We start from the raw sequence: 21,721 nt of genomic DNA, 5'->3' as shown, positions 1-21,721 counted from the left end.
AGTGTTTTCGGAGGAATTCGAGAAGAGAGTTATGGTACAATCTCGGAATTCTCAGGAGAAAGCAGCCATGCGGGCGATCGACATGCATGTCCATCCCGGGACCAGGGAGTATCTGGTCGATGCCGGGGGGAAATACCTTTCCGACGCGCTTCATTACTTTCATCGGCACGACGCCGTCGTCAGCGTGGAGGAGATGGCGGCGTATTATCGCCGGCTCGACATGATGGGGGTGCTGCTCGCCTGGGACGCGGAGACCCACACCGGCCTCCCGCCGGTCACCAACGACTACGTGGCGGGAATCGTTAAAAAATATCCCGACGTCTTCATCGGTTTTGCCGGCGTCGATCCCTGGAAAGGGGCCGTGGCGGTTCGGGAGTTGGAACGGGCGGTCAAGGAACTCGGGCTGCGCGGATTAAAATGCCATCCGATCATCCAGGCTTTCTTTCCGAATGACCGGAAGTTTTATCCGCTTTGGGAATGTTGCGAAGCGCTGAAGATCCCGCTTCTTCTTCATACCGGGACGACGGGGGTCGGGGCGGGGGTCCCGGGGGGGAACGGTCTGAAGTTGAAATACGCCCAGCCGATTCCCTACATCGACGACATCGCCGCCGATTTTCCCAATTTAACGATCATCGGAGCCCATCCTTCGTGGCCATGGCAGGAGGAGATGCTGGCGATCGCCGTCCATAAGACGAACATTTACATCGATCTCTCCGGCTGGTCGCCGAAATATTTTTCTCCCTCGCTGGTGCAACATGCCAATAGTCTTCTCCAAGATCGGGTCCTCTTCGGTTCCGATTACCCCTTCCTCACACCGGAGCGCTGGATCGCCGATTTCGAGAAGGCCGGGTTTAAGCCGGCGGTGTGGGAGAAAATTCTTTTTGGAAATGCGAAAAGGTTGCTTGGGTTGTAGGCGGCTTTCCTTTCCGAGTTCGGGGAAAAAAATATTGCAAGCAGCCTGAAAAGTCAGGTATATTGTCTCGTTTGCATTGATTGAACACGCACGCGCGTCGCATTCCCGCCCCTTGGGGCGTGGGTTAGACGCGTGAATACAAATAGATTCATCTCCATTCGGGTCGAAGGTTCCCCGCTGCTTGCGGCGGGGAACCTTCAATTACCCTGATGGTCCTTTGCATCCCGTTTTGAAGCCGATTTGAACGATTCTGAAGGTCTAAACTGATCCAGCCATGAAAGACGGAAAGAAAAAGGGGGGGCATCCCCCTTCAGCGCCGCGGCGAAACAGCCGAAAGAGAGAAATCGCTGCGGGTAAACCTGGGGAATTTCCGCGTCCCTCGGGCGAACGGGCGGCGATTGTTCTGGCGGCCGGTCAAGGGAAACGGATGAAGTCGAAGCGGGCGAAGGTTCTTCATCCGCTCGCCGGTGTCCCGATGCTCTTCTACGTTCTCGATCTGGTGAAGCGGCTGGAGATTCAGCGGACTTTCGTCATCATCGGCCATCGCGCGGAGCAGGTCTCCGAGGCGGTTTCATCATCGGGGGTGACTTGCCTTCTTCAAGATCCCCCTCTGGGGACGGGGCATGCCGTTCTCCAGGCGAAGAAAGCGCTCGAAGACTTTTCCGGCTCGGTCTTAATCCTCAGCGGCGACACGCCGCTCCTTCGGCCGGAGACGGTGCAGCGGCTCTGGGAGGTACATCAAAAGGAGCGGGCGACGATGACGTTGCTGACCACACGCCTGGCGAACCCTTATGGATACGGCCGCATCCTCCGAAAGAAGAACGGCGCGATCGCCAGGATCGTTGAAGAGAAAGATGCAACCCCGGCCGAGCGTTCGATCCAGGAGATCAACACCGGGGTCTATATCATCGAAGCGCCGTTTCTCTTCGATGGGCTGGGGGAGGTTCGGCCGAACAACCAGCAGAAGGAATATTACCTGACCGACCTGATCGGGATCGCCGCCCGCAGGGGAGAGCGGCTCGCCGGTGCGGAGGCCGATCCGGACGAGGTGATCGGGGTGAACAGCCGCGCCGATTTGGCGACGGCCGAGGGGACGCTCCGGAAACGGATCGCCGCCCGCTGGATGGCCGAAGGGGTGACGATCCTCGATCCGGCCCGGGTCCGGATCGACGCCTCGGTGGAGGTCGGACGGGATGTGGTGATCCATCCCGGCGTCGCCCTGGAGGGAAATACGAAGATCGGTGAAGATTGCGTCCTGCACGCCTGCCGGATCGAGAGCAGCCGCTTGGGCGAGCGCGTGGTTGTGAAGGATTACAGTGTCATTGAGAAATCCGAAATCGATGCGGATGCTTCGATCGGCCCCTTCGCCCATCTCCGGCCCGGAACGGTGCTTCGGAAGGGGGCCAAGGTTGGAAATTTCGTCGAGATCAAGAAGAGCGAGCTGGGAGAGGGTTCCAAGGCGAACCATCTCAGCTACCTTGGGGACGCGGTGGTCGGCAAAGGGGTCAACATCGGCGCCGGGACGATCACCTGCAACTACGACGGCGAAAAGAAATACCAGACGATCATCGAAGATGAGGTTTTTATCGGAAGCGACACGCAGCTGGTGGCGCCGGTCCGCGTCGGCGCCGGCGCGTTGATCGCCGCCGGCTCGACGATCACACGAGACGTCCCGCCGGAGGCGCTCGCCATTTCACGCGTCCGGCAAGAAAACAAAGAAGGCTGGGTTCGTAAGAGAAAAACAAAAAAGACGTGAGGGGTGAGGCGGGCTTCACGCCTCACGCTTCGCGGTATTTCGGAGTCATCCTATGTGCGGCATCATCGGTTATATCGGAGAGAAAAACGTCGTGTCGATTTTGGTCGACGGGCTTCGGAGGTTGGAGTATCGGGGATATGATTCGGCCGGGATCGCCTACTTCTCGGACGGGGCGTTGGAGGTGAAACGGTCGGCCGGGAAGCTCGCCGCGCTCGAATCGACCCTCTCCCTGATCCCGCCGAAAGGTTATCTAGGAATCGGCCACACCCGGTGGGCGACGCACGGAAAACCCTCCGAAGCGAATGCCCATCCGCACCGGGCCGGTTCCTTGGTGGTGGTCCACAACGGAATCATCGAGAACTACCTTTCCTTGAAAAAAGGCCTCCAGGCCGAAGGACGGGTCTTCACCTCCGATACCGATACGGAGGTGATCGTCCAGCTCGTCGATCACCTTTATCAAAAAGGGATGCCGCTGGAGCAGGCGGTCCGGTCCGCCATTGAAAAGATGGTCGGAAGTTATGCGATCTGCCTCATCTCGGAGAAAGAGCCGGAGAAGATGGTCGTCTTCCGTTCCGGCTGTCCGCTGGTGATCGGGGTGGGAGACAAAGAGTTTTTCGTCGCCTCCGATATCCCTGCTTTTTTGAGCCACACGCGCGAGGTGATCTTCTTGGAAGATGGGGAGCTGGCCGTTCTCTCCCGGAACGGCGCGGAGATCTCCGACCTCAAGGGAGCGCTCCTCTCAAAGAAGAGCCAGCATATCTCATGGGACCCGGTGATGGCCGAAAAGGGGGGCTATCGCCACTTCATGCAGAAAGAAATTCACGAGCAGCCGCGGGCGATCGTCGATACCATCCGCGGCCGCGTGGCGCAGGAGGCGGGGGAGGTTTATCTCGACGAGATCGGCTGGTCGCAGAGCGATCTTCAAAAGTTCCAGCGGGCGATCCTCATCGGATGCGGCACCTCCTGGCATGCCGCCCTGGTCGGAAAATTTCTGATCGAATCGCTCTCCCATCTTCCGGTCGAGGTCGATATCGCCTCGGAGTTCCGTTATCGAAATCCACGGCTCTCTTCCAACGATCTCCTCGTCGCCATTTCGCAGTCGGGAGAGACGGCCGACACCCTGGCGGCGCTCAAGGAGGCGAAATCCAAAAAGGCCCGGACCCTCTCGATCTGCAACGTGGTCGGCAGCAGCATCAGCCGGGAGGCGGAGACCGTTTTCTACACCCATGCCGGTCCGGAAATTTCGGTCGCCTCGACGAAAGCCTTCACCACCCAATTGACCGCATTGACCCTTTTGGCGATTTATCTCGGTCGAAAGCGGGGGATCCTTCCGGAAGAAGAAGGAAAGCGGCTGATCCATGCCATGGTCCATCTTCCGAAGCTAATCGAAGATCTCCTCCGGCACGAAGAGCGGATCGCGGCGATCGCGAAGCACTTTTTCCGGCACCGCGATTTTCTCTATCTGGGGCGGGGAATCCAGTACCCGGTCGCCTTGGAAGGGGCGCTCAAGCTGAAGGAGATTTCCTATATCCATGCGGAAGGCTACCCGGCGGGTGAAATGAAACATGGGCCGATCGCTCTGATCGACGAGAACATGCCGGTGGTCATTCTGGCGCCGAAGGACGATGTGTACGATAAGATCGTCAACAACGTGATGGAGGTGAAGGCGCGCGGCGGGATCATCATCGCTTTTGCGGAAGAAGGGGATAGCGAAATTGCCTCCCTGGCCGATGAGGTTTTCTATGTCCCGAAGATTCATCCTCACGTCAGCCCGATTTTGATGACGATCCCGCTCCAGTTGCTGGCATATCATATCGCCGTGCTGCGGGGGAGCGATGTCGACCAGCCGAGGAATCTGGCAAAAAGCGTCACGGTGGAGTAATATTCGGTAGGGGCGAACCTTGTGTTCGCCCGTTGAGGGCGAAGGACGAAAGGATTTCCGGTTGACTGATCTTCTCAGCGGTTTGAATCCCCAGCAGCGCGAAGCGGTCCGGCATACGGAGGGGCCGCTTCTTATTTTGGCCGGCGCCGGAAGCGGCAAGACCCGCGTGATCACGCACCGAATCGCCTATCTGGTCGAGCAGTGCGGCGTTTCCCCCGCCGCGATTCTCGGGGTCACCTTCACCAACAAAGCTTCCGAAGAGATGCGGGAGCGGATTGCGAAGCTGGTTTCGCCGGAGAAGTGCCGGCGGCTGACGATCTCGACCTTCCATGCGGCTTGTCTTAAGTTCCTTCGGCGCCATATCCATCTGCTCGGCTACAAGAACGATTTTCTGATCTACGATGCCGGCGATCAACTCGCCCTGGTGAAGGGGTGCACCGAGGCGCTGTCGGTCAACGAAGATCTCTATCCGCCGCGGACTTTTTTGACCCGGATCAGCCAGTTAAAACATCAGTTGATGAGCCCCGCCGAATTCGCGGAGAAGGGGGCCGATTACGGCCTGGACGACAAGCTCAAGAAGGTCTATGCCCTTTACCAGGAACGGTTGTTGGCCGCGCAGGGGCTCGATTTCGACGATCTGCTCGGGTTGACGATCCGGCTGTTTGAATCGGTCCCGGAGGTCTGCCGGCGCTATCGAGAACAGTACGAATATATTCTGGTCGACGAGTATCAAGACACCAACCCGGCCCAGTATCGATTGATTCGGCTCCTCACCTCGGAGCGGCGGAATCTCTGCGTCGTCGGCGACGACGACCAGTCGATCTATGCGTTTCGCGGGGCCGACGTCGGGAACATTCTCAGCTTCGAGCGCGATTTTCCCGACACGAAGGTGGTGATCCTCAACCAGAATTACCGGTCGACCCGGACGATTCTGGCGGCGGCCTCCGCGGTGATCGAAAACAACACCAAGCGGAAATCGAAACAGCTCTTCACCGAGAACCCGACGGGAGAGCCGATCCTCTGGTCTCAGGTTGAAAGCGAGGAGGAAGAAGCGGGCTTCGTTCGCGACACAATCCGGGGGCTGGTCGACCGGGAAGGGCGGACCCTCTCCGACTTCTGCATTCTCTATCGGACGAACGCCCAGTCGCGCGTGATGGAGGAGGCCCTTCGCAACGCCGGGATTCCTTACTTCATCTTCGGCGGCCTTCGATTTTATGAGCGGAAGGAGATCAAGGACCTCATCGCCTACCTTCGGCTGACCGTCTATCCGGAAGATGCCCTTAGCTTGCGGCGGGTGATCAATCTCCCCCAACGGGGGGTCGGGACGACCTCGCTCGACCGGCTCGCGACCTATGCGGAGACACACGCCCTCTCGTTGTACGATGCCATCGGCCGAATTGTCTCGGGGAGCGACGCGATGCTTCCCGATCAAATCGAACTGACCGGCGGGGCGAGACGGGGCCTCTCGGCTTTTTATCAGTTTATCGAGGCGATCCGAATCGTCTCCGAGAGCCAACCGTTATCGCAGGTCGTCCGTTATCTTATCGAAGAGCTTCATTATCTCGATTATCTGAAGAAGGAATTCACGACGGAGGCCGAAGGGCGGATCGAGAACGTGATGGAGTTCATCGACGCGGCCGATCAGTTCCATCCGATCGTCGACGAGGAGGAGCTTTCCGGCGTGGCCGAAACCGAGCGCCCGACCGATCTGAAGGCCTTTCTCGACCAGATCGCATTGGTCTCGAATGGGGATGAACGGGACGCGAGCGGCGGCGGGGTGACGCTGATGACGCTCCACTCGGCCAAGGGGCTCGAATTTCCGGTGGTCTTCCTGATCGGGATGGAGGAGGGGCTCTTTCCCCACTCGCGGTCGCTCACCGATCTTCGGGAGATGGAAGAAGAGCGGCGACTCTGCTATGTTGGAATGACCCGTGCGATGGAGCGGCTCTACCTCGTCAGCGCCGCGCACCGGCGGCTCTACGGCAGCTCTCAGTGGAACGCGCCGTCCCGATTTATTCAAGAGCTGCCGAAGGAGGGGATCACGATCGTGAGCCGCCGGCCGGCCTTCCGTCCGGAGGCGGACGGCCGCCGCGCGCAGAGCTGGCGGGTCAAGAAAGAGTCGGACGATCCGGTGTATAACGACATCCAGGAGAGCGAGGCGGGGCTCTTCCCGGTCGGCGCGATGGTCCGCCACCCGCTCTTCGGAATCGGCCGTGTCCAGCGGTGCGAGGGGGAGGGAGAGGGGGCGAAAGTTACCGTCGCCTTCTCCTCGGCCGGGACGAAGAAATTGGCATTGAAATATGCTAGACTGGAAAAATGTTCTTAAAAATCAGCAGGTGATAGGGGAGATGAGAAGGTGAAAATCAGTCGGGAAGAGGTGTTGCACGTTGCGAAGCTGGCGCGGCTGGAGCTGTCGTCTGAAGAGATCGAACGGCTGACCGATCAGCTCAGCAACATCCTCACCTATGTCGAGAAACTCAATCAGCTCGACACAAAGCAGGTCGAGCCGACTTCCCACGTCCTGTCGATCTCGAATGTCTTTCGAGAGGATCGCGCAAGACCGTCGCTCCCGGTTGAGAAGGCATTGGAGAACGCGCCAGATTCGGAAGGGCCTTTTTTCCGGGTCCCGAAGATCATTGAGTAGTTTCGTATAACAATCACATCGGGATGGGTGAACGGTTTTCACTCCCACCCATACTTATAAAGAGGAACGGAATGTTAAGACAGATGTTACGATCCAAAATTCACCGGGCCACCATCACCGAGTCCGAGCTCGATTATGAGGGAAGCATCACGATCGACGAGGGGTTGATGGATGCGGCGGGGATGCTGCCGTATGAGCAGGTGATGGTCTCCAATCTCAGCAATGGCGAACGATTTGTGACCTATGCGTTGCCGGGGGTGAAGGGCTCCGGCACCATTTGTCTCAACGGGCCGACGGCCCGAAAGGGAGTGGTCGGGGATAAGGTCATCATTTTCTGTTATGCCTCCTACAGCGAAGAAGAGCTCAAGCAATACAAGCCGAAAGTGGTCAAGGTGGACGAAAAGAACCGAATCGAAGCGATCAGGAGCGGGATTTGAACTGGGTGGAGTCAACCGCGCACGAGTTGCATGAGGCGCTGAAGAAGAAATCGGTCTCGGCGAAGGAGCTGGTGAACGCTTTCTACGCGCGGATCGAGTCGGTCGAAAAGGGGGTCCGCGCCTACAACACCCTCACGCAGAAAGAGGCGCTCGCGCAGGCCGACCGGATCGATCAGGCGATTGCGCGCGGAGAGGCGATCGGCCCGCTGGCCGGCATCCCGATCGCTCTCAAAGACAACCTCTGTCTCGAAGGAGTTCGGACGACCTGCTCTTCTAAAATCCTCGACGGTTATCGTCCGCCGTATGACGCGACCGTCGTCTCTCGGCTGAAGGAGGCGGGGGTGATCTTTCTCGGAAAGACCAATATGGATGAGTTCGCCATGGGCTCCTCGACAGAAAATTCGGCCTTCGAGAAGACCAAGAACCCCTGGGACCTCTCCCGGATTCCGGGGGGGTCGAGCGGCGGATCGGCCGCGGCGGTGGCCGCCTCGGAGGCGACGGCGGCGTTGGGGTCCGACACCGGCGGCTCCATCCGCCAGCCGGCGGCCTGCTGCGGGGTGGTCGGGTTGAAGCCGACCTACGGACGGGTCTCCCGATACGGTCTGGTGGCGTTTGCCTCATCGCTCGATCAGATCGGCCCGCTCACCAAAGATGTCACCGACACGGCGACCGTGATGAACGTGATCGGCGGCTACGATCGGTCCGATTCGACCTCGGCCGATCTTCCGATGCCCGACTTGACCCGCGCTTTGCGGCGCGATGTCCGGGGGATGCGCCTCGGTGTTCCGAAAGAATATTTCATCGAGGGGATGGACCCGGAGGTGGAAGGGTCGGTCGCGCAGGCGATCGAGACGCTCAAGAAGCTCGGGGCGGAGGTGAAGGAGATCTCGCTTCCCCACACCGAATATGCCGTGGCGACCTATTATATCTTGGCGACGGCGGAGGCGAGCTCCAACCTGGCGCGCTACGACGGCGTCCGGTACGGCTATCGGACCCCGGAAGCGCGCGATCTGCTGGAGATGTACATGAAGACGCGGGCCGAGGGATTCGGGCCGGAGGTGAAGCGGCGGATCATGCTCGGGACCTACGCCCTTTCTGCCGGCTATTATGATGCTTATTATAAAAAAGCGCAGCAGGTCCGGACGTTGATCAAGCGCGATTTCGACGAAGCCTACCAGTCGGTCGATGTCATCGTCACGCCGACCGCGCCGACCCCGGCGTTCCGCTTCGGCGAGAAGACCGCCGACCCGCTCCAGATGTATCTTTCCGATATCTTCACGATCTCGGTCAACCTTGCCGGAATCCCGGCGATCTCCCTCCCCGGCGGTTTCTCCAAGGGGGGGCTTCCGATCGGGCTGCAGATTTTGGGTCGCGCGTTCGACGAAGAGGGGATTCTTCGCGTCGCCTACACCTTTGAACAAGAAACGGAATTTCACACACGGAGGCCGTCGCTGTCGTGATTTATTTTGCCTACGGATCCAACATGGATCATGAGCAGATGCAAACCCGCTGTCCCGGACACCGCGTCATCGGTACGGTACGGCTGGCGAATTACGCCCTCGCCTTTACGCGGTGGTCCCGATCGTGGAACAGCGGGACCGCCGATATCCTTCCGGAGCGGGGAAAGGAGATCTGCGGCGTTCTTTATGATTTGACGCTGGATGACCTCAAACGGATGGATAAGTTCGCCGACTATCCGAATTCCTACATCCGCCAGGATGTCTTCGTGGAGATGGATGGGGCGACCCTTCCGGCGCTGACCTATGTGGCGATCCGTCAAGGCGTTTTCCTTCCCTCCCGGGCCTATCTGAGTAAAATGATCCAAGGGGCCGAGAAGAACAAAGTTTCGGAACGTTATCTCGGTTTTTTGAAATCGCTCCGAACGCATGATTGAAGCAACCCATTCGCCCATTATTTTGTAGGATGATTGAATGAAGTACGAAGCTGTCATTGGGCTTGAAGTGCATGCCCAGGTGTTCACCGAATCAAAAATCTTCTGCGGCTGCAGCACGAAGTTCGGCCAGCCGCCGAACAGCCAGACCTGTCCGATCTGTTTGGGCCATCCGGGGGTCTTGCCGGTGCTCAATCGGAAAGTGGTCGAGCAGGGGATTCGGATCGGGCTGGCGACCCATTGCAAGATCGCGCCCTATGCGCGCTTTGCGCGGAAGAACTATTTTTATCCCGACCTGCCGAAGGGATATCAGATTTCGATGTATGAGCTGCCGTTGGCCGAACACGGCACGGTCGAGATCGCCGTCGGCGAGAAGATGCGGCGGATCGGGCTCACCCGGATCCACATGGAAGAAGATGCCGGCAAAAATCTCCACGAGGGGATCGAAGCGGCGAGCCACGTCGATTTGAACCGGGCGGGGGTGCCGCTTCTGGAAATCGTCAGCGAGCCCGATCTTCGGACACCGGAAGAGGCGGTCGCCTATCTGAAGAAACTTCGCGCGATCCTGGTCTATACCGGCGTTTCCGATGCCGACATGGAGAAGGGAAATTTCCGTTGCGACGCCAACGTCTCGCTCCGGCCGGTCGGAACTGAAAAATTCGGCACCCGGGCCGAGATAAAAAATATGAACTCCTTCCGATTTGTCCAGAAAGCGATCGAGTACGAAATCGCGCGGCAGGAGAAAATTTTGGAGGAGGGGGGGAAGGTCGTTCAGGAGACCCGGCTTTGGGATGCCAAGAGCGGAATGACCTTTTCGATGCGAAGCAAAGAGGAGGCCCACGACTACCGCTACTTCCCCGAGCCCGATCTGGTTCCGCTCGCTGTCGATCAGAAATGGATCGATGAAATTGCGGCGACCCTGCCGGAGCTTCCCGATGCCAAGCGGAAACGGTTTGTCTCGGAATACCAGATCCCGGAATATGATGCGGTGATCCTGACCGGTTCGCAGACGCTGGCCGCTTTCTTCGAGGAAACCGTCCGGCTTTATCCGAAGCCGAAGAACGTCAGCAACTGGGTGATGGGGGATCTTCTCCGGGAGCTGAACAATGAGAATAAGGAGATCGACCAGGCGCAGGTCCGCCCCCGGCAGCTCGCGGCGATGCTGAAGATGATCGAAGTCGGAACGATCAGCGGAAAGATCGCCAAGACCGTCTTCGAAGAGATGTATCGGAGCGGCGCCGATCCCGAAAAGATCGTCGAGGAGAAGGGGCTCGTTCAGGTGAGCGATGAATCGGCGCTGGAAGGGGTGATCGACGAGGTGATGACGGCGAATCCGAAAGAGGTCGAGGGTTATCGGGCCGGCAAAGAGAAGCTTCTCGGGTTTTTCGTCGGACAGGTGATGAAGCGCTCCGGGGGAAAGGCGAACCCCGGCAAGCTGAACGAACTATTGAAGAAAAAATTGCAGACGTAGGGGCGATCCTTGTGATCGCCCTGACTGCGGAACGATTGAGACCGGGCGAATACAAGGTTCGCCCCTACGAATTTTGGGTGTGGAGGTTCGAATGAGTCAAATTGCTGATGTTCATGCGCGTGAGATTTTAGATTCCCGCGGCAATCCGACGGTCGAAGTGGAAGTGTTTCTCGAAAGCGGCGCCGTCGGCCGGGCCGCGGCCCCTTCGGGAGCGTCGACCGGGGAGCGGGAGGCGCTGGAGCTTCGCGACAAAGACGCGAAGCGCTACCATGGGAAAGGGGTTCTCAAGGCGACCGAGAACATCCGCAAGAAGATCCGGCCGGAGATCATCGGTCTTTTTGCCGAAGAGCAGGCGGCCCTCGATGAAGCGCTGATCACGCTGGACGGGACCCCGAACAAGCGGTCGTTGGGGGCGAATGCGATCCTCGGCGTCTCCCTCGCCGCGGCGAAAGCGGCCGCGGAGGAGCGGGGAATGGCGTTTTATCGTTATCTCGGGGGGCTCGGGGCGCGGGAGCTTCCGGTTCCGATGATGAATATCATCAACGGCGGCGCGCACGCCGACAACGGTCTCGATTTTCAGGAGTTCATGATCATCCCGGCGGGGGGAGCCACCTTTTCGGACGCGCTCCGGATGGGGGTGGAGATTTTCCACAGCCTTAAATCGGTTTTGAAAAAGAAGGGGTATACCACCGCGGTCGGCGATGAGGGAGGATTCGCCCCGGCGGTCCGGTCGCACAGGGAAGCGTTGGAAATGATCATCAGGGGGATCGAGGCGGCCGGCTACCGGCCTGAGCGGGATGTGTTGTTGGCCCTCGATGCGGCGGCGAGCGAGTTTCACGAAAAGGGGAAATACCATCTCAAATCCGAGGGGAAGTCGTTTTCTTCCGAAGAGATGGTCCGCTATTATGAGGAGCTGATCGATCTTTTTCCGATCGTCTCGATCGAAGATGGGCTTTCGGAGAACGATTGGAAAGGGTGGAAGATGCTGACCGAGCATTTGGGGAAACGGGTCCAGCTGGTCGGCGATGATCTCTTCGTCACCAATGAAAAGACCCTGGATAAGGGAATTCGGGAGGGGATCGGAAATGCCATCCTGATCAAGCTGAATCAAATCGGCACCTTGACCGAGACGCTCAATACGATCGGACGGGCGAAACAGGCGGGATATGGTACAATCGTTTCACATCGGTCGGGAGAGACCGAAGATACGACGATCTCCGACCTGGCGGTCGGCACCGGGGCTGGACAGATCAAGACCGGCTCGCTCTCCCGGACCGATCGAACCGCCAAATATAACCAGCTCCTTCGAATCGAAGAGGAGCTGGGCGATGCGGCGGTGTTTCGCGGGAAAAACCTTTATTCGAAATAACGCGAGGCGTCAAGGGTGACCCCTCCCGCTATTTCGATCCAATACGGGAGGCGGGATGGGCGTAGCGGGGCGAGGCGGGGTCGGTCGTGTGCGGTTGGAAGAAGGGCGGCTATTTCACTTTCTCTTGTTGGTCTCTGGACTTTTTTTTCTGATCTGGGTGCAGGAAGCGAAGGCGGGGGTCATCGGAGAGCCGACCGCATCCGGGGAGCCGAAAACCCTTTCCCAATTCAACCTCGAATATGATCTGGTCCAGCGCGACATGGACGCCGGACAAAACGGGTTCGGCGGGGAGGCGACGAGCGAGCGGATTCTCCTCCAGGGAATCTATGGCCTCACCCATTTTGTCGATCTTTATCTTCGGGTCGGCGTGGCCGATCTGGAGACCGGTTCCCGGAACTTCGAAGGGGACTTCGGGCTTGCTTTCGGCGGGGGGGCACGTTGGACCCTCTTTCAAAAAGACAAACTCAAAATCGGCGTCGGAATTCAATTTCTCGAATTCTTCAGCCGGGACGACGGGTCGGCCGCGCCGAAGGTCACCTGGACCGAAATCGAATCGTTCCTGGGCGGATCGCTCCAGGGGATGGAGCAGTTCGTTCCCTACTTTGGTCTCTTGCTTTCGAAGGCGCAAGGGAAATTCGAAGGAGGCTCGACGATCCGATCGGATGACTTCATCGGCTTTTTCGTCGGCGCTGAATTCAAGATTTACGAAAACTATTATTTCTCAAGCGAGGCGCGGATCATCAACGAGAACTCCCTCACGCTTCGGCTGAACTATCACCTTTAAAGGCGAATAGACGTGAAGCGTGAGGCGTAACGGGTCAAGTCAAAAGATTGAAAGACCTTCATCTTTTACCCCTCACGCTTCTAGTGGCCGCTCCATTTTCTGGGCTACACGCCTAACACCTCACGTGTGCTCTCTCTTATGAGAAATCGGACTAAAGGGGAAGTCGCGCATCGGCAGAGCCGTCTAAAACGCCTCTTTTGCGCGATGGCCCTCGTCGCCAACGGCTATCTCCTTCTCTCCCTTCTTTTCGGCGAAATGGGGCTGCTGAAATTCATCAAGATGAAGCAGACCTATGCGCACTTTCTGAGAGAGAATGAAGCGCTCCGGGAGGAGAATGAAAGGCTCGGCCGGCGGATCAAGACATTAAAGACCGATTCCGATGCCATCGAGCAGATCGCCCGGGACCGTCTGGGGCTGGCAAAAGAGGGAGAGCTGATCTATGAATTTTATGACTGAGGGGAATCCGATCTAAATCGGGTGACCGTTTTATGATTGAGGCGATCCGAAGGGTGGCCTCTTCTTTTTTGTGGTGATAGATGTCTTACCGTTCAGGATTTATCGCAATTATCGGTCGTCCCAACGTCGGGAAGTCGACGCTGCTCAATCACCTCTTGGGTCAGAAGGTTTCGATCATCTCGGACAAGCCGCAGACGACCCGCAACCGAATCGTCGGCGTGAAGACCCTTCCCGAAGGGCAGATGGTCTTCTTTGATACCCCCGGAATTCATAAGGCCCGGAACAAGCTGAACCAGCGGATGGTCCAAACGGCGATCGGATCACTTCAGGAGGTCGACCTGATCTTTTTCATGGTCGAGCCCGATCCGGAGCCGGGGGAGGGGGACCGATTCATCGCCGAACACTTGCAGCAGATCAAGACGCCGAAGGTATTGGTGATCAACAAAATCGATCTTGTGAAGAAAGATCGATTGATTCCGCTTCTTTCTTTTTATAACGAGAAGACCCAATTTTCGGAGATTTTCCCGATCTCCGCCCTTACCGGGGAGAACATCGACCGCTTGGTTCCCACCGCCCTCTCCTATCTCCCCGAAGGAGAGCCGATTTTTCCGGAGGATCTGGTCACCGATCAGCCGGTCCGTTTTTTGGCCGGCGAAATCATCCGCGAAAAGGTCTTTCAAAAGACCCACGAAGAAATCCCCTACGCCGTCGCCGTCTACATCGATACGTTCAAAGAGGAGGAAGAGAAGAATCTCATCACGATCCAAGCGACCCTTTTCGTGGAGCGGGATTCCCAGAAAGGCATTTTGATCGGGCAGAAGGGTCAGATGCTGAAAGAGATCGGAAAACAGGCGCGGGAAGAGCTGGAGACCCTCCTCGGGACCCGCATCTTCCTGGAGTTGTGGGTCAAGGTCAAAAAGGGGTGGGGGAAGAATGACGCCTTCTTGACCGAAATGGGATACTGAAGGTTTTCTCGGCCAGACCCTCTTGGTCTTTATCCTCCTTTCTTTAGGGTATTTTCTTATGAAAACTACGCTTTCTTCCGAATGCCGATGAGATCGTGATCTGATATTCTTTCCTTACGATCGGGCGGGTTCTCGATATTCTCCATCGACAGACGCTCCAATTTATTTCATCGGAAGGAAGAAAAATCATGACGAAACGTGTCGCCCCCCTCCTTTTTTTCTTGATCCTTTTTCCCGCCTTGACGCTGGAGAGGACCACTCCCGGCGCATTCGGCGCCATCCCCCCCGTCTCATACGCCTCGCCGGTTCCCTTCGCCCCCGGCGAGCGGTTCGTTTACGATGTCCTGCTCAATGACACCAAGGTGGGGAAGGCGGTCATGAAGGTGGAGGAAACGATCCTGGAGGGGAGAGCGGTCTATCACCTGATCTCCGAGGTGAAATCGAGCGGTTTTTTTTCCCTTCTCGTTCCGATCAACGATCGGGTGGAGTCCTACATGGATATGAAGGGCCTCTATTCGCACCGGATTGAAATCCGAAAGGAGCGGCGCAGAAAGACGGAAGAAAAGGTGGTGACTTTCGATCAAGTCGGCCATCGCGCGGTTCAGTGGAAGAACAATGAAGCGGAGACATTCGAAATTCCGCCTCGGGTTCAAGATTCCTTGAGCTCGCTTTACTTTTTCAGAACACAGCCGCTTCCGGATACCGGCGAGGAGATCTCCATCGATATCCATGAGAGCGAAAAGAACGGCAAGCTGGAGGTCCGGAGTCTATCCAGGCAGCGTGTAACGACCCCCGCCGGGACCTTTCAAACGACGAAAGTCGAGACGGCCCTCCCGAAAGAAGGCCCCCTCTCAAGCAAAGGCCGCGTTTTTATCTGGTTTACGGAGGACGACAAGCGGGTTCCGGTTTTGATGCAGACGGAAAGCAAGCGGGGGGTGATCACGGTGCTTCTCTCCTCGCAACGGGAAGGGAAGGAGCATCCTCTCACCGCCGAAGCGTTTTGATCCGTCCTTCTCTTTTCCGGCCTCTTTCTTATTTTTTCAGCAACGGTTTGATGATCGGCCAGATTCGATCGACGATGACGCGGTAACCCTGCCCCGTCGGATGGATGCCGTCGGCCTGGTTGAGATTCGATTGCGCGGCGACCCCGTCTAGGAAAAACGGGATCAACGTCAGCCGGTATCGCGCGGCGAGTCTCGGAAAAATCCTCTCAAACCCTTCCGTATACTCCTTCCCGTAATTGGGCGGCATCTTCATCCCGGCCAAAATCACCTCCACCCCGGCTTCCTGGAGCCGCTCGATAATGCCGGCAAGGTTTTTTTCGGTTTGAATCAGGTCGAGCCCGCGCAGCCCGTCGTTGGCGCCAAGCTCCAAAACGACGATCTCCGGCCGGCTTCGTAGGACCCAATCGACCCGGCGGAGTCCCCCCGCGGTCGTCTCCCCGCTCACCCCCGAATTGACGACCCGATAAGAAAAGCCGGCCTCTTTCAACTTTTCCTCCAGCACCGCCGGGTACCCTTCGCTTGCCGCGACCCCCAGGCCGGCCGTGAGGCTGTCGCCGAAGGCGACGATCACCCGCTCCCGCTCCTGCGCATGGGCCGCAAAGAAGGGGCTCCTTCCGGGATCATCCGCCGTCCCGAAAAGAAAAAAAACCAGTAAAAATAAAACGATCCCTTGCTTCAACTCTCCTCCCTCTTTCCGAAACTTGTTTTTCTGCGACTTGCAAAAAATTATTTTGTCATAAACAGGGCGATTGATCAAGTTTGTATCGGTAAGTGAATTCATGTTGCCATCTAATCGTATTCCTTGACGGAATAAAAAGATGTGCTAGATTTCATTACTGTGACGATCGGAAAGTGGACCGCGGAGAGAAAAGGGAGGGGATTGTGGGACGAAAGAAGATTTTGTTGGTGGATGATGCCAGCACCATCCTCATGATGGAGAAGATGATCCTGGCGAAGGGGGGATACGATCTGGTGACCGCCAAAGACGGCCGGGAGGCGGTCGAAAAGGCGGCGGCGGAGCGGCCCGATCTGATCCTCATGGATGTGATGATGCCGAATATGACCGGATTCGAGGCCTGTGTGCAGCTCCGGCAGAGTGATGCGACCCGATCGACCCCGATTATCCTGGTCACGACGCGGGGGGAGGAAGGCAACGTCGAAAAAGGCTATCAAAGCGGGTGCACCGATTATGTGACGAAGCCGATCAACGGCGTCGAGTTGATGTCGAAGGTCAAGACATATCTGGGCGAGTAGCGCAGGGAGGATTCGGATGGGCGAAGAGGAGAAGGGTGGAGAGGGATATGTCTGGAAGGTGCATGAAGAAACGCGCCGTTTTGCCAAGGACCTTCTGACGGAGAACGAGCGGCTCCGCAACCTGGTGGCGGGGCTGCAAAAAGAGGGGCGGGATTCCGAGGAGGCGCTTTCGACGATGCGGGCCGAGATCGAGCATCGTCGAAGGGAAGAAGATGCCCTGAAGCGTCAAATGGCCGAGATTCGGGAGGAGAACCACAGCTTTTCCCAAAAATACCTGGAGGTCGAGGTTCAGAATTCCAACCTCGCCAATCTCTATGTGGCCAGTTACCGCCTGCATGGAACGTTGGACCGGAGGGAGATTCTCAGCTCCATCCAGGAGATCATCATCAATCTGGTCGGTTGCGAGGAATTTGCGATCTTCGACCTGGATGACGGGGGAATGCTTACGTTGACCGCCTCGATGGGGATTGATACGGCGCGCTACGGGCGCATTCCGGTCGGGGAGGGGAAGATCGGCGAGACGGTCAGGGCCGGGGAAATTTATCTCGCCAAGGAGAACGGGGCGGACCCCGCTTCTTCCGAACGGACGCCGCTCATCGCCTGCATTCCGTTAAAGGTGGAGGGAAAGGTAACCGGCGTGATCGCTATTTTCAGGTTACTCCAGCATAAAACGGCGTTGGAAACGATCGATCAGGAGATGTTCGATCTTCTGGCGACCCATGCCGCCATGTCCCTCTATTGCGCGGGCCTTCACGCGCGAGTGACCTCGGGGGTGAGGGGGGCGTGAGTGAAAGCGCCGGCCGCCCCGCCGGCAGAGAGGCGCAGGGCGGGCGCTTGAAGGTCTACCTCCATCCCGGACAGTTTCATGTCTCCTCCGAGCCGGCTGCGGTGACGACGATTTTGGGGTCGTGCGTGGCCGTCTGTCTCTGGGATCCCCTGTTGAAGGTCGGCGGAATCAACCATTATCTCCTCCCCCACTGGGCGGGGGGTGTCGCCGCGTCGTTTCGATACGGCAATGTGGCGGTGCGGTGCCTCATTGAAAGTCTTCTCTCCCTCGGATGCGTGAAGGAGCGGCTGGTGGCCAAGCTCTTCGGAGGGGCTTGCGTCATCGAGGCTTTTAAAGAGGGTGAGAACCATCTCGGAATGAAGAACGTCGGGGTCGCCCGAAGGCTTTTGGAAGAAGCGGGGATAGGAATCGTCGGGGAAGATGTGGGGGGGCGGTATGGCCGCAAATTGATCTTCCAGACCGATGACGGCGTTGTCTGGGTGAAATCGTTATAAGAGGTATCGATGGAACGAGAGCCGGAAGAGATGAGTCCCGAGGATATTACCCTGGAAATGGTTCTGAAGACCTTTCTGGTGGAGGCGGAGGAGAATCTCTCCAAGATGGAAGAGTTGTTGATCACGCTCGAAACGGAGCCGGAGAATGACGAACTCTTTCACACAATCTTTCGGATGGCGCACACATTGAAGGGGAATGCGTCAAGCCTCGGCTTCGTCCAGACGGCCGAGTCGGCTCACGTCGTCGAGGACCTTCTTCAGCGGTTGAGGAACCGGACGCTTCCGGTCCATGATCGGCTGATCAGTCTGCTGCTGCAAGCCGTTGATTATCTCCGGCGGATCGTCACCGAGGAAACCGAAGCCGGAACGGTCTCTTCGGCGGCCCTCAATTTTTTTCGGCGACTTCCCTTGGCGGCCGTGGAGGGAGAAGAGATCCCTGCCGACGCTCCGACGCAGGATCGCCGCAAGGAGCCGGGAAGAAGGGAAGGGGATCGCCATTTTACGAATGACCGGACCAAGACCCTCCGAATCGACATCGATCGATTAGACCGGCTGTTGAATCTTGCCGGCGAGGTTGCGATTGCTCAGGGACGCCTCGGACAGCTGCTGGAATGGAAAGGAAGAAGAGAGGATCTCCTGGAAGCGCATCAGGAGGCGAACCGCCTTTTCATCGACCTGCAGGAGCAGGTGATGAAGATCCGAATGGTTCCGGTCGGCCCGATCTTTCGACCGCATCTGAGGACTGTCCGGGATATCGCCAGAGCGCATGGGAAAAGCGCCCGCCTCAGCCTGGAAGGGGAGGAGGTGGAGGTCGACACCACCGTGATCGAGCATTTGAAAGATCCGCTGGTTCACATGATTCGAAACGCCCTCGACCATGGGATCGAGCCGCCCGACCGGAGAAAAGCGCTCGGGAAAGATCCGTGCGGCCGCCTGGTCCTTCGCGCCTTCCATGACGCGGGAAGCATCGTGATCCAGCTCGAAGACGACGGGGCGGGACTCAACCGGCGGCGGATCATCGAGAAGGCCCTCTCGAAGGGGATGATCGCGAGTGCGGAGGGGCTGTCGGACGAGGAGGTTTACCGGTTCATCTTCGAGCCCGGGTTCTCCACCGCGGAAGCGGTGACCGATCTCTCCGGACGGGGGGTCGGGATGGATGTCGTCAAACGAAACATCGATGCCTTGCGCGGATCGATCTCGGTCGAGAGCAAAGAGGGGAAGGGGACGACGATTACCTTTCGGCTCCCGCTGACCCTGGCGATCATCGAAGGGTTCGCGGTGGGGGTCGGCTCCGAGACCTATATCCTTCCCCTCGAGGCGGTCACGGAATGTGTGGAGCTGCCGAGGGAGGAGAGCGTCCATCCGAACGGCGACGGCGTGATCTCCCTTCGCGGGAGGCCCCTTCCCTATCTGCATCTTCGGAGACTGTTCCATCTGGGGGGAAGCCCGCCCCGCCGGCAGAGCGTGGTGGTTGTGAATTCGGGAGGGAAGGAGGCCGGTTTGGTGGTCGATCTCCTCCAAGGCGAGATGCAGGCGGTGATCAAATCATTGGGAAAGCTTTTTCAGGGCCTTCCGGGGATCTCCGGCTCGACGATTTTAGGAGACGGACGGGTGGCGCTGATTTTGGATGTGCCGGGATTGCTGCGTGAGGCGGTGAAACGCCGACCGGAGAGAATCGCCGGGTAAGTGAACACGCACGCGCGTCGCATTCCCCGCCCCCTGGGGGCGAGGGTTAGACGCGCGAATACAAATAGATTTTTTTCCTTTCGGGTCGAAGATGGCTTCGCGATGTGAGTAGAAGTACTTCGTACCCGATTTATAACTGCACATTCCCCGCTGCTTGCGGCGGGGAGCTTCAATGGAAGTGGCTCCGGGCCGCTGATGAACGGTCTTCCGTTGTACGGTTTTTCTTAACGCCCTTTGCAGGAGGTAGAGATGTTTAAAGATATGACGGTGAAATCGAAAGTAATTCTTTTGCCCATCCTGGCGACCGTCGCTTTCGTCATCATGATTCTTGTCGTCCTCTTCATGGGGAACAAGAACAGAGCGCTGTTTGATCGGATCGAGACCGGCTACTATCCCGCATTGCGATTGAGCCAGGAGCTGCAGAAGTCGTTTGGCGCGCTTCATCTCGCCTTGGAAGAGGTCGTCGCGGCCGGAAAAATAGAGGAGCTCAAAACCGCCGAAGCGATTCAAGATGAATTGATCAAAAAGCTGGAGAGCGGGAAGGAAAATCGGGAGATCGCGGCGTCCGAGATAGACCGGATGATCGGGATGTTCCAGGGTTATTATTCCGAAGCGCGACAGGCCGCGCTGCAAGGGAGGGGAAGGGGCGCCTTCCCCGAGGCGGTCAAGGCAAAATACGACGACCTGGCCGAGAAACTGAACGCCGTCATCCGCCAGAATGAATCGATCATCTCCGCCGCGTTCGTTCAGGCCGACAACAATGAACGGATGTTGATGGTGATCATCGCCATCATCAGCTTCGTCTGCGTAGTCTGTTTGGCGGGATTGTCGATCGCCCTCATCATCTCTTTTACCACCCCCCTCGGCCGGGCGGTGGATGTCGCCAATCAGGTGGCCCAGGGCGAGATGACGGCCCGGATCGACGTCACCTCGAAAGACGAGGTCGGACAGCTCCTGCTTGCCTTGGATGTCATGATCTCGAAATTCAGACAGATCATCACGCAGGTCCGGAGTCAAGCCGATTCCCTGACCTCCGCCTCGTCGCAGGTCTCCGCCTCGTCGCAGGGGGTGTCGAAGGGGACGAGCGAGCAGGCCGCGTCGGTGGAAGAGGTCACCTCCAGCCTGGAGGAGATGAGCGCCTCCATCACGCAGAACGCCGACAACTCCCGGCAGATGGAGCAGATGGCGGTCAAAGGGGCGAAGGATGCCGAGGAGAGCGGAAAGGCGGTGACGGAAACGGTCGACGCGATGAAGGAGATCGCGGAGAAGGTCTCGGTGATCGAGGAGATCGCCTATCAGACGAACCTGCTCGCCCTGAATGCGGCGATCGAGGCGGCGCGGGTCGGAGAGCATGGAAGAGGATTCGCCGTGGTGGCGACCGAGGTGAGAAAGCTGGCGGAGCGAAGCCAGACGGCGGCGGAGGAGATCGGGAAGGTGGCCGGCTCCAGCGTCAAGATGGCGGAGCGCGCGGGAGAGATGCTCTCCGCGCTGGTCCCTTTGATCCGGAAAACGGCGGAGCTGGTCCAAGAGGTGGCGGCGGCCTCCCGGGAGCAATCGTCGGGGGTGATGCAGATCAACAAGGCGATGGGACAGGTCGACCAGGTGACCCAGCGCAATGCCGCGGCGGCGGAGGAGCTTTCGAGCACGGCGGAGGAGATGTCTTCTCAGGCAATTGCATTACAACAGCTGATGGCCTACTTCCGGTTCGGAAAAGACGAGATGGGGGAACAACGTCATGATCTCATCGAAACGGCTCCGGCGCATGAGAGGGAGGAGCTCCTGTTACAGGAAGCGAAGGAGCGGGCCGCTTCACTCGCGGGGATGAAGGAGGGAAGGCGGAGCGAGGAGGGAAACGGGGCGACCCCCGCGGAAGAGCACGATCATGAATTCAAGCGTTTCTAATCTAATAAGGAAATGCGGTAACAACA

Annotated in this window: 20 protein-coding genes; 19 read left to right on the top strand and 1 reads right to left on the bottom strand. The window is 58.1% G+C overall.

From position 1 onward, the window contains the following. Nucleotides 1–31: 31 nt before the first annotated feature. The 14 genes from MCM46_02530 to MCM46_02465 all read left to right on the top strand — a co-directional run bounded on the left by MCM46_02530 (nt 32) and on the right by MCM46_02465 (nt 15,572). Nucleotides 32–913 (top strand): amidohydrolase family protein, encoded by an 882-nt coding sequence (locus tag MCM46_02530; GenBank protein MCG3110678.1) that lies wholly within the window; start codon nt 32–34, stop codon nt 911–913. Between the two features lie 274 nt (nt 914–1,187). Continuing rightward, a complete protein-coding gene (gene glmU / locus MCM46_02525; protein ID MCG3110677.1) occupies nt 1,188–2,669 on the top strand; it encodes a bifunctional UDP-N-acetylglucosamine diphosphorylase/glucosamine-1-phosphate N-acetyltransferase GlmU in 1,482 nt (493 codons plus the stop codon). A 52-nt stretch (nt 2,670–2,721) separates the two neighbouring features. Then, entirely contained in the window at nt 2,722–4,551 is a 1,830-nt protein-coding gene (gene glmS / locus MCM46_02520; protein ID MCG3110676.1) for a glutamine--fructose-6-phosphate transaminase (isomerizing), read from the top strand. A gap of 61 nt (nt 4,552–4,612) precedes the next feature. Next, nucleotides 4,613–6,877 carry a UvrD-helicase domain-containing protein gene (locus tag MCM46_02515; protein MCG3110675.1) on the top strand — a complete coding sequence of 755 codons (2,265 nt, stop codon included), beginning with the start codon at nt 4,613–4,615 and terminating at the stop codon, nt 6,875–6,877. A gap of 30 nt (nt 6,878–6,907) precedes the next feature. Continuing rightward, nucleotides 6,908–7,195 carry an Asp-tRNA(Asn)/Glu-tRNA(Gln) amidotransferase subunit GatC gene (gene gatC, locus MCM46_02510; GenBank protein MCG3110674.1) on the top strand — a complete coding sequence of 96 codons (288 nt, stop codon included), beginning with the start codon at nt 6,908–6,910 and terminating at the stop codon, nt 7,193–7,195. Between the two features lie 83 nt (nt 7,196–7,278). Then, entirely contained in the window at nt 7,279–7,632 is a 354-nt protein-coding gene (locus tag MCM46_02505) for an aspartate 1-decarboxylase (GenBank protein ID MCG3110673.1), read from the top strand. Between the two features lie 5 nt (nt 7,633–7,637). Further along, complete coding sequence (gene gatA, locus MCM46_02500) at nt 7,638–9,092, top strand: Asp-tRNA(Asn)/Glu-tRNA(Gln) amidotransferase subunit GatA (GenBank protein MCG3110672.1); 1,455 nt, start codon at nt 7,638–7,640, stop codon at nt 9,090–9,092. Between the two features lie 23 nt (nt 9,093–9,115). After that, entirely contained in the window at nt 9,116–9,526 is a 411-nt protein-coding gene (locus MCM46_02495) for a gamma-glutamylcyclotransferase (GenBank protein ID MCG3110671.1), read from the top strand. 37 nt (nt 9,527–9,563) lie between these two features. Next, the gene (gatB, locus tag MCM46_02490) at nt 9,564–10,994 is read left to right on the top strand and encodes an Asp-tRNA(Asn)/Glu-tRNA(Gln) amidotransferase subunit GatB (protein ID MCG3110670.1); all 1,431 of its coding nucleotides are present in this window, start codon (nt 9,564–9,566) and stop codon (nt 10,992–10,994) included. Between the two features lie 91 nt (nt 10,995–11,085). Next, nucleotides 11,086–12,363, top strand: a complete 1,278-nt coding sequence (gene eno / locus MCM46_02485; protein ID MCG3110669.1) for a phosphopyruvate hydratase — start codon at nt 11,086–11,088, stop codon at nt 12,361–12,363. Between the two features lie 55 nt (nt 12,364–12,418). Continuing rightward, a complete protein-coding gene (locus MCM46_02480; GenBank protein ID MCG3110668.1) occupies nt 12,419–13,147 on the top strand; it encodes a hypothetical protein in 729 nt (242 codons plus the stop codon). A 138-nt stretch (nt 13,148–13,285) separates the two neighbouring features. Then, complete coding sequence (locus MCM46_02475; protein MCG3110667.1) at nt 13,286–13,603, top strand: septum formation initiator family protein; 318 nt, start codon at nt 13,286–13,288, stop codon at nt 13,601–13,603. An 80-nt stretch (nt 13,604–13,683) separates the two neighbouring features. Then, the gene (era, locus tag MCM46_02470; GenBank protein ID MCG3110666.1) at nt 13,684–14,568 is read left to right on the top strand and encodes a GTPase Era; all 885 of its coding nucleotides are present in this window, start codon (nt 13,684–13,686) and stop codon (nt 14,566–14,568) included. 188 nt (nt 14,569–14,756) lie between these two features. Next, nucleotides 14,757–15,572 carry a DUF3108 domain-containing protein gene (locus MCM46_02465; GenBank protein MCG3110665.1) on the top strand — a complete coding sequence of 272 codons (816 nt, stop codon included), beginning with the start codon at nt 14,757–14,759 and terminating at the stop codon, nt 15,570–15,572. A 28-nt stretch (nt 15,573–15,600) separates the two neighbouring features. On the opposite strand, the gene MCM46_02460 is transcribed toward MCM46_02465, so the two are convergent. Further along, a complete protein-coding gene (locus tag MCM46_02460; GenBank protein ID MCG3110664.1) occupies nt 15,601–16,251 on the bottom strand; it encodes an arylesterase in 651 nt (216 codons plus the stop codon). 203 nt (nt 16,252–16,454) lie between these two features. Here MCM46_02460 and MCM46_02455 point away from each other — a divergent pair, with 203 nt between their 5' ends. The 5 genes from MCM46_02455 to MCM46_02435 all read left to right on the top strand — a co-directional run bounded on the left by MCM46_02455 (nt 16,455) and on the right by MCM46_02435 (nt 21,695). Beyond that, nucleotides 16,455–16,826, top strand: a complete 372-nt coding sequence (locus MCM46_02455) for a response regulator (protein ID MCG3110663.1) — start codon at nt 16,455–16,457, stop codon at nt 16,824–16,826. A gap of 16 nt (nt 16,827–16,842) precedes the next feature. Further along, the gene (locus tag MCM46_02450; GenBank protein MCG3110662.1) at nt 16,843–17,613 is read left to right on the top strand and encodes a GAF domain-containing protein; all 771 of its coding nucleotides are present in this window, start codon (nt 16,843–16,845) and stop codon (nt 17,611–17,613) included. Further along, nucleotides 17,610–18,107: a chemotaxis protein CheD gene (locus MCM46_02445; protein MCG3110661.1), complete on the top strand. Its 498-nt coding sequence runs from the start codon at nt 17,610–17,612 to the stop codon at nt 18,105–18,107. Before MCM46_02450 ends, MCM46_02445 begins: the two co-directional genes overlap by 4 nt. A gap of 9 nt (nt 18,108–18,116) precedes the next feature. Continuing rightward, a complete protein-coding gene (locus MCM46_02440; protein MCG3110660.1) occupies nt 18,117–19,793 on the top strand; it encodes a chemotaxis protein CheA in 1,677 nt (558 codons plus the stop codon). A 249-nt stretch (nt 19,794–20,042) separates the two neighbouring features. After that, nucleotides 20,043–21,695 (top strand): methyl-accepting chemotaxis protein, encoded by a 1,653-nt coding sequence (locus MCM46_02435; protein MCG3110659.1) that lies wholly within the window; start codon nt 20,043–20,045, stop codon nt 21,693–21,695. Nucleotides 21,696–21,721: the final 26 nt, after the last annotated feature.

The sequence above is a fragment of the Candidatus Manganitrophus morganii genome (assembly GCA_021651055.1).
Lineage (GTDB): Bacteria > Nitrospirota > Nitrospiria > SBBL01 > Manganitrophaceae > Manganitrophus > Manganitrophus morganii.
This window is presented reverse-complemented; position numbering and strand designations above follow the sequence as displayed.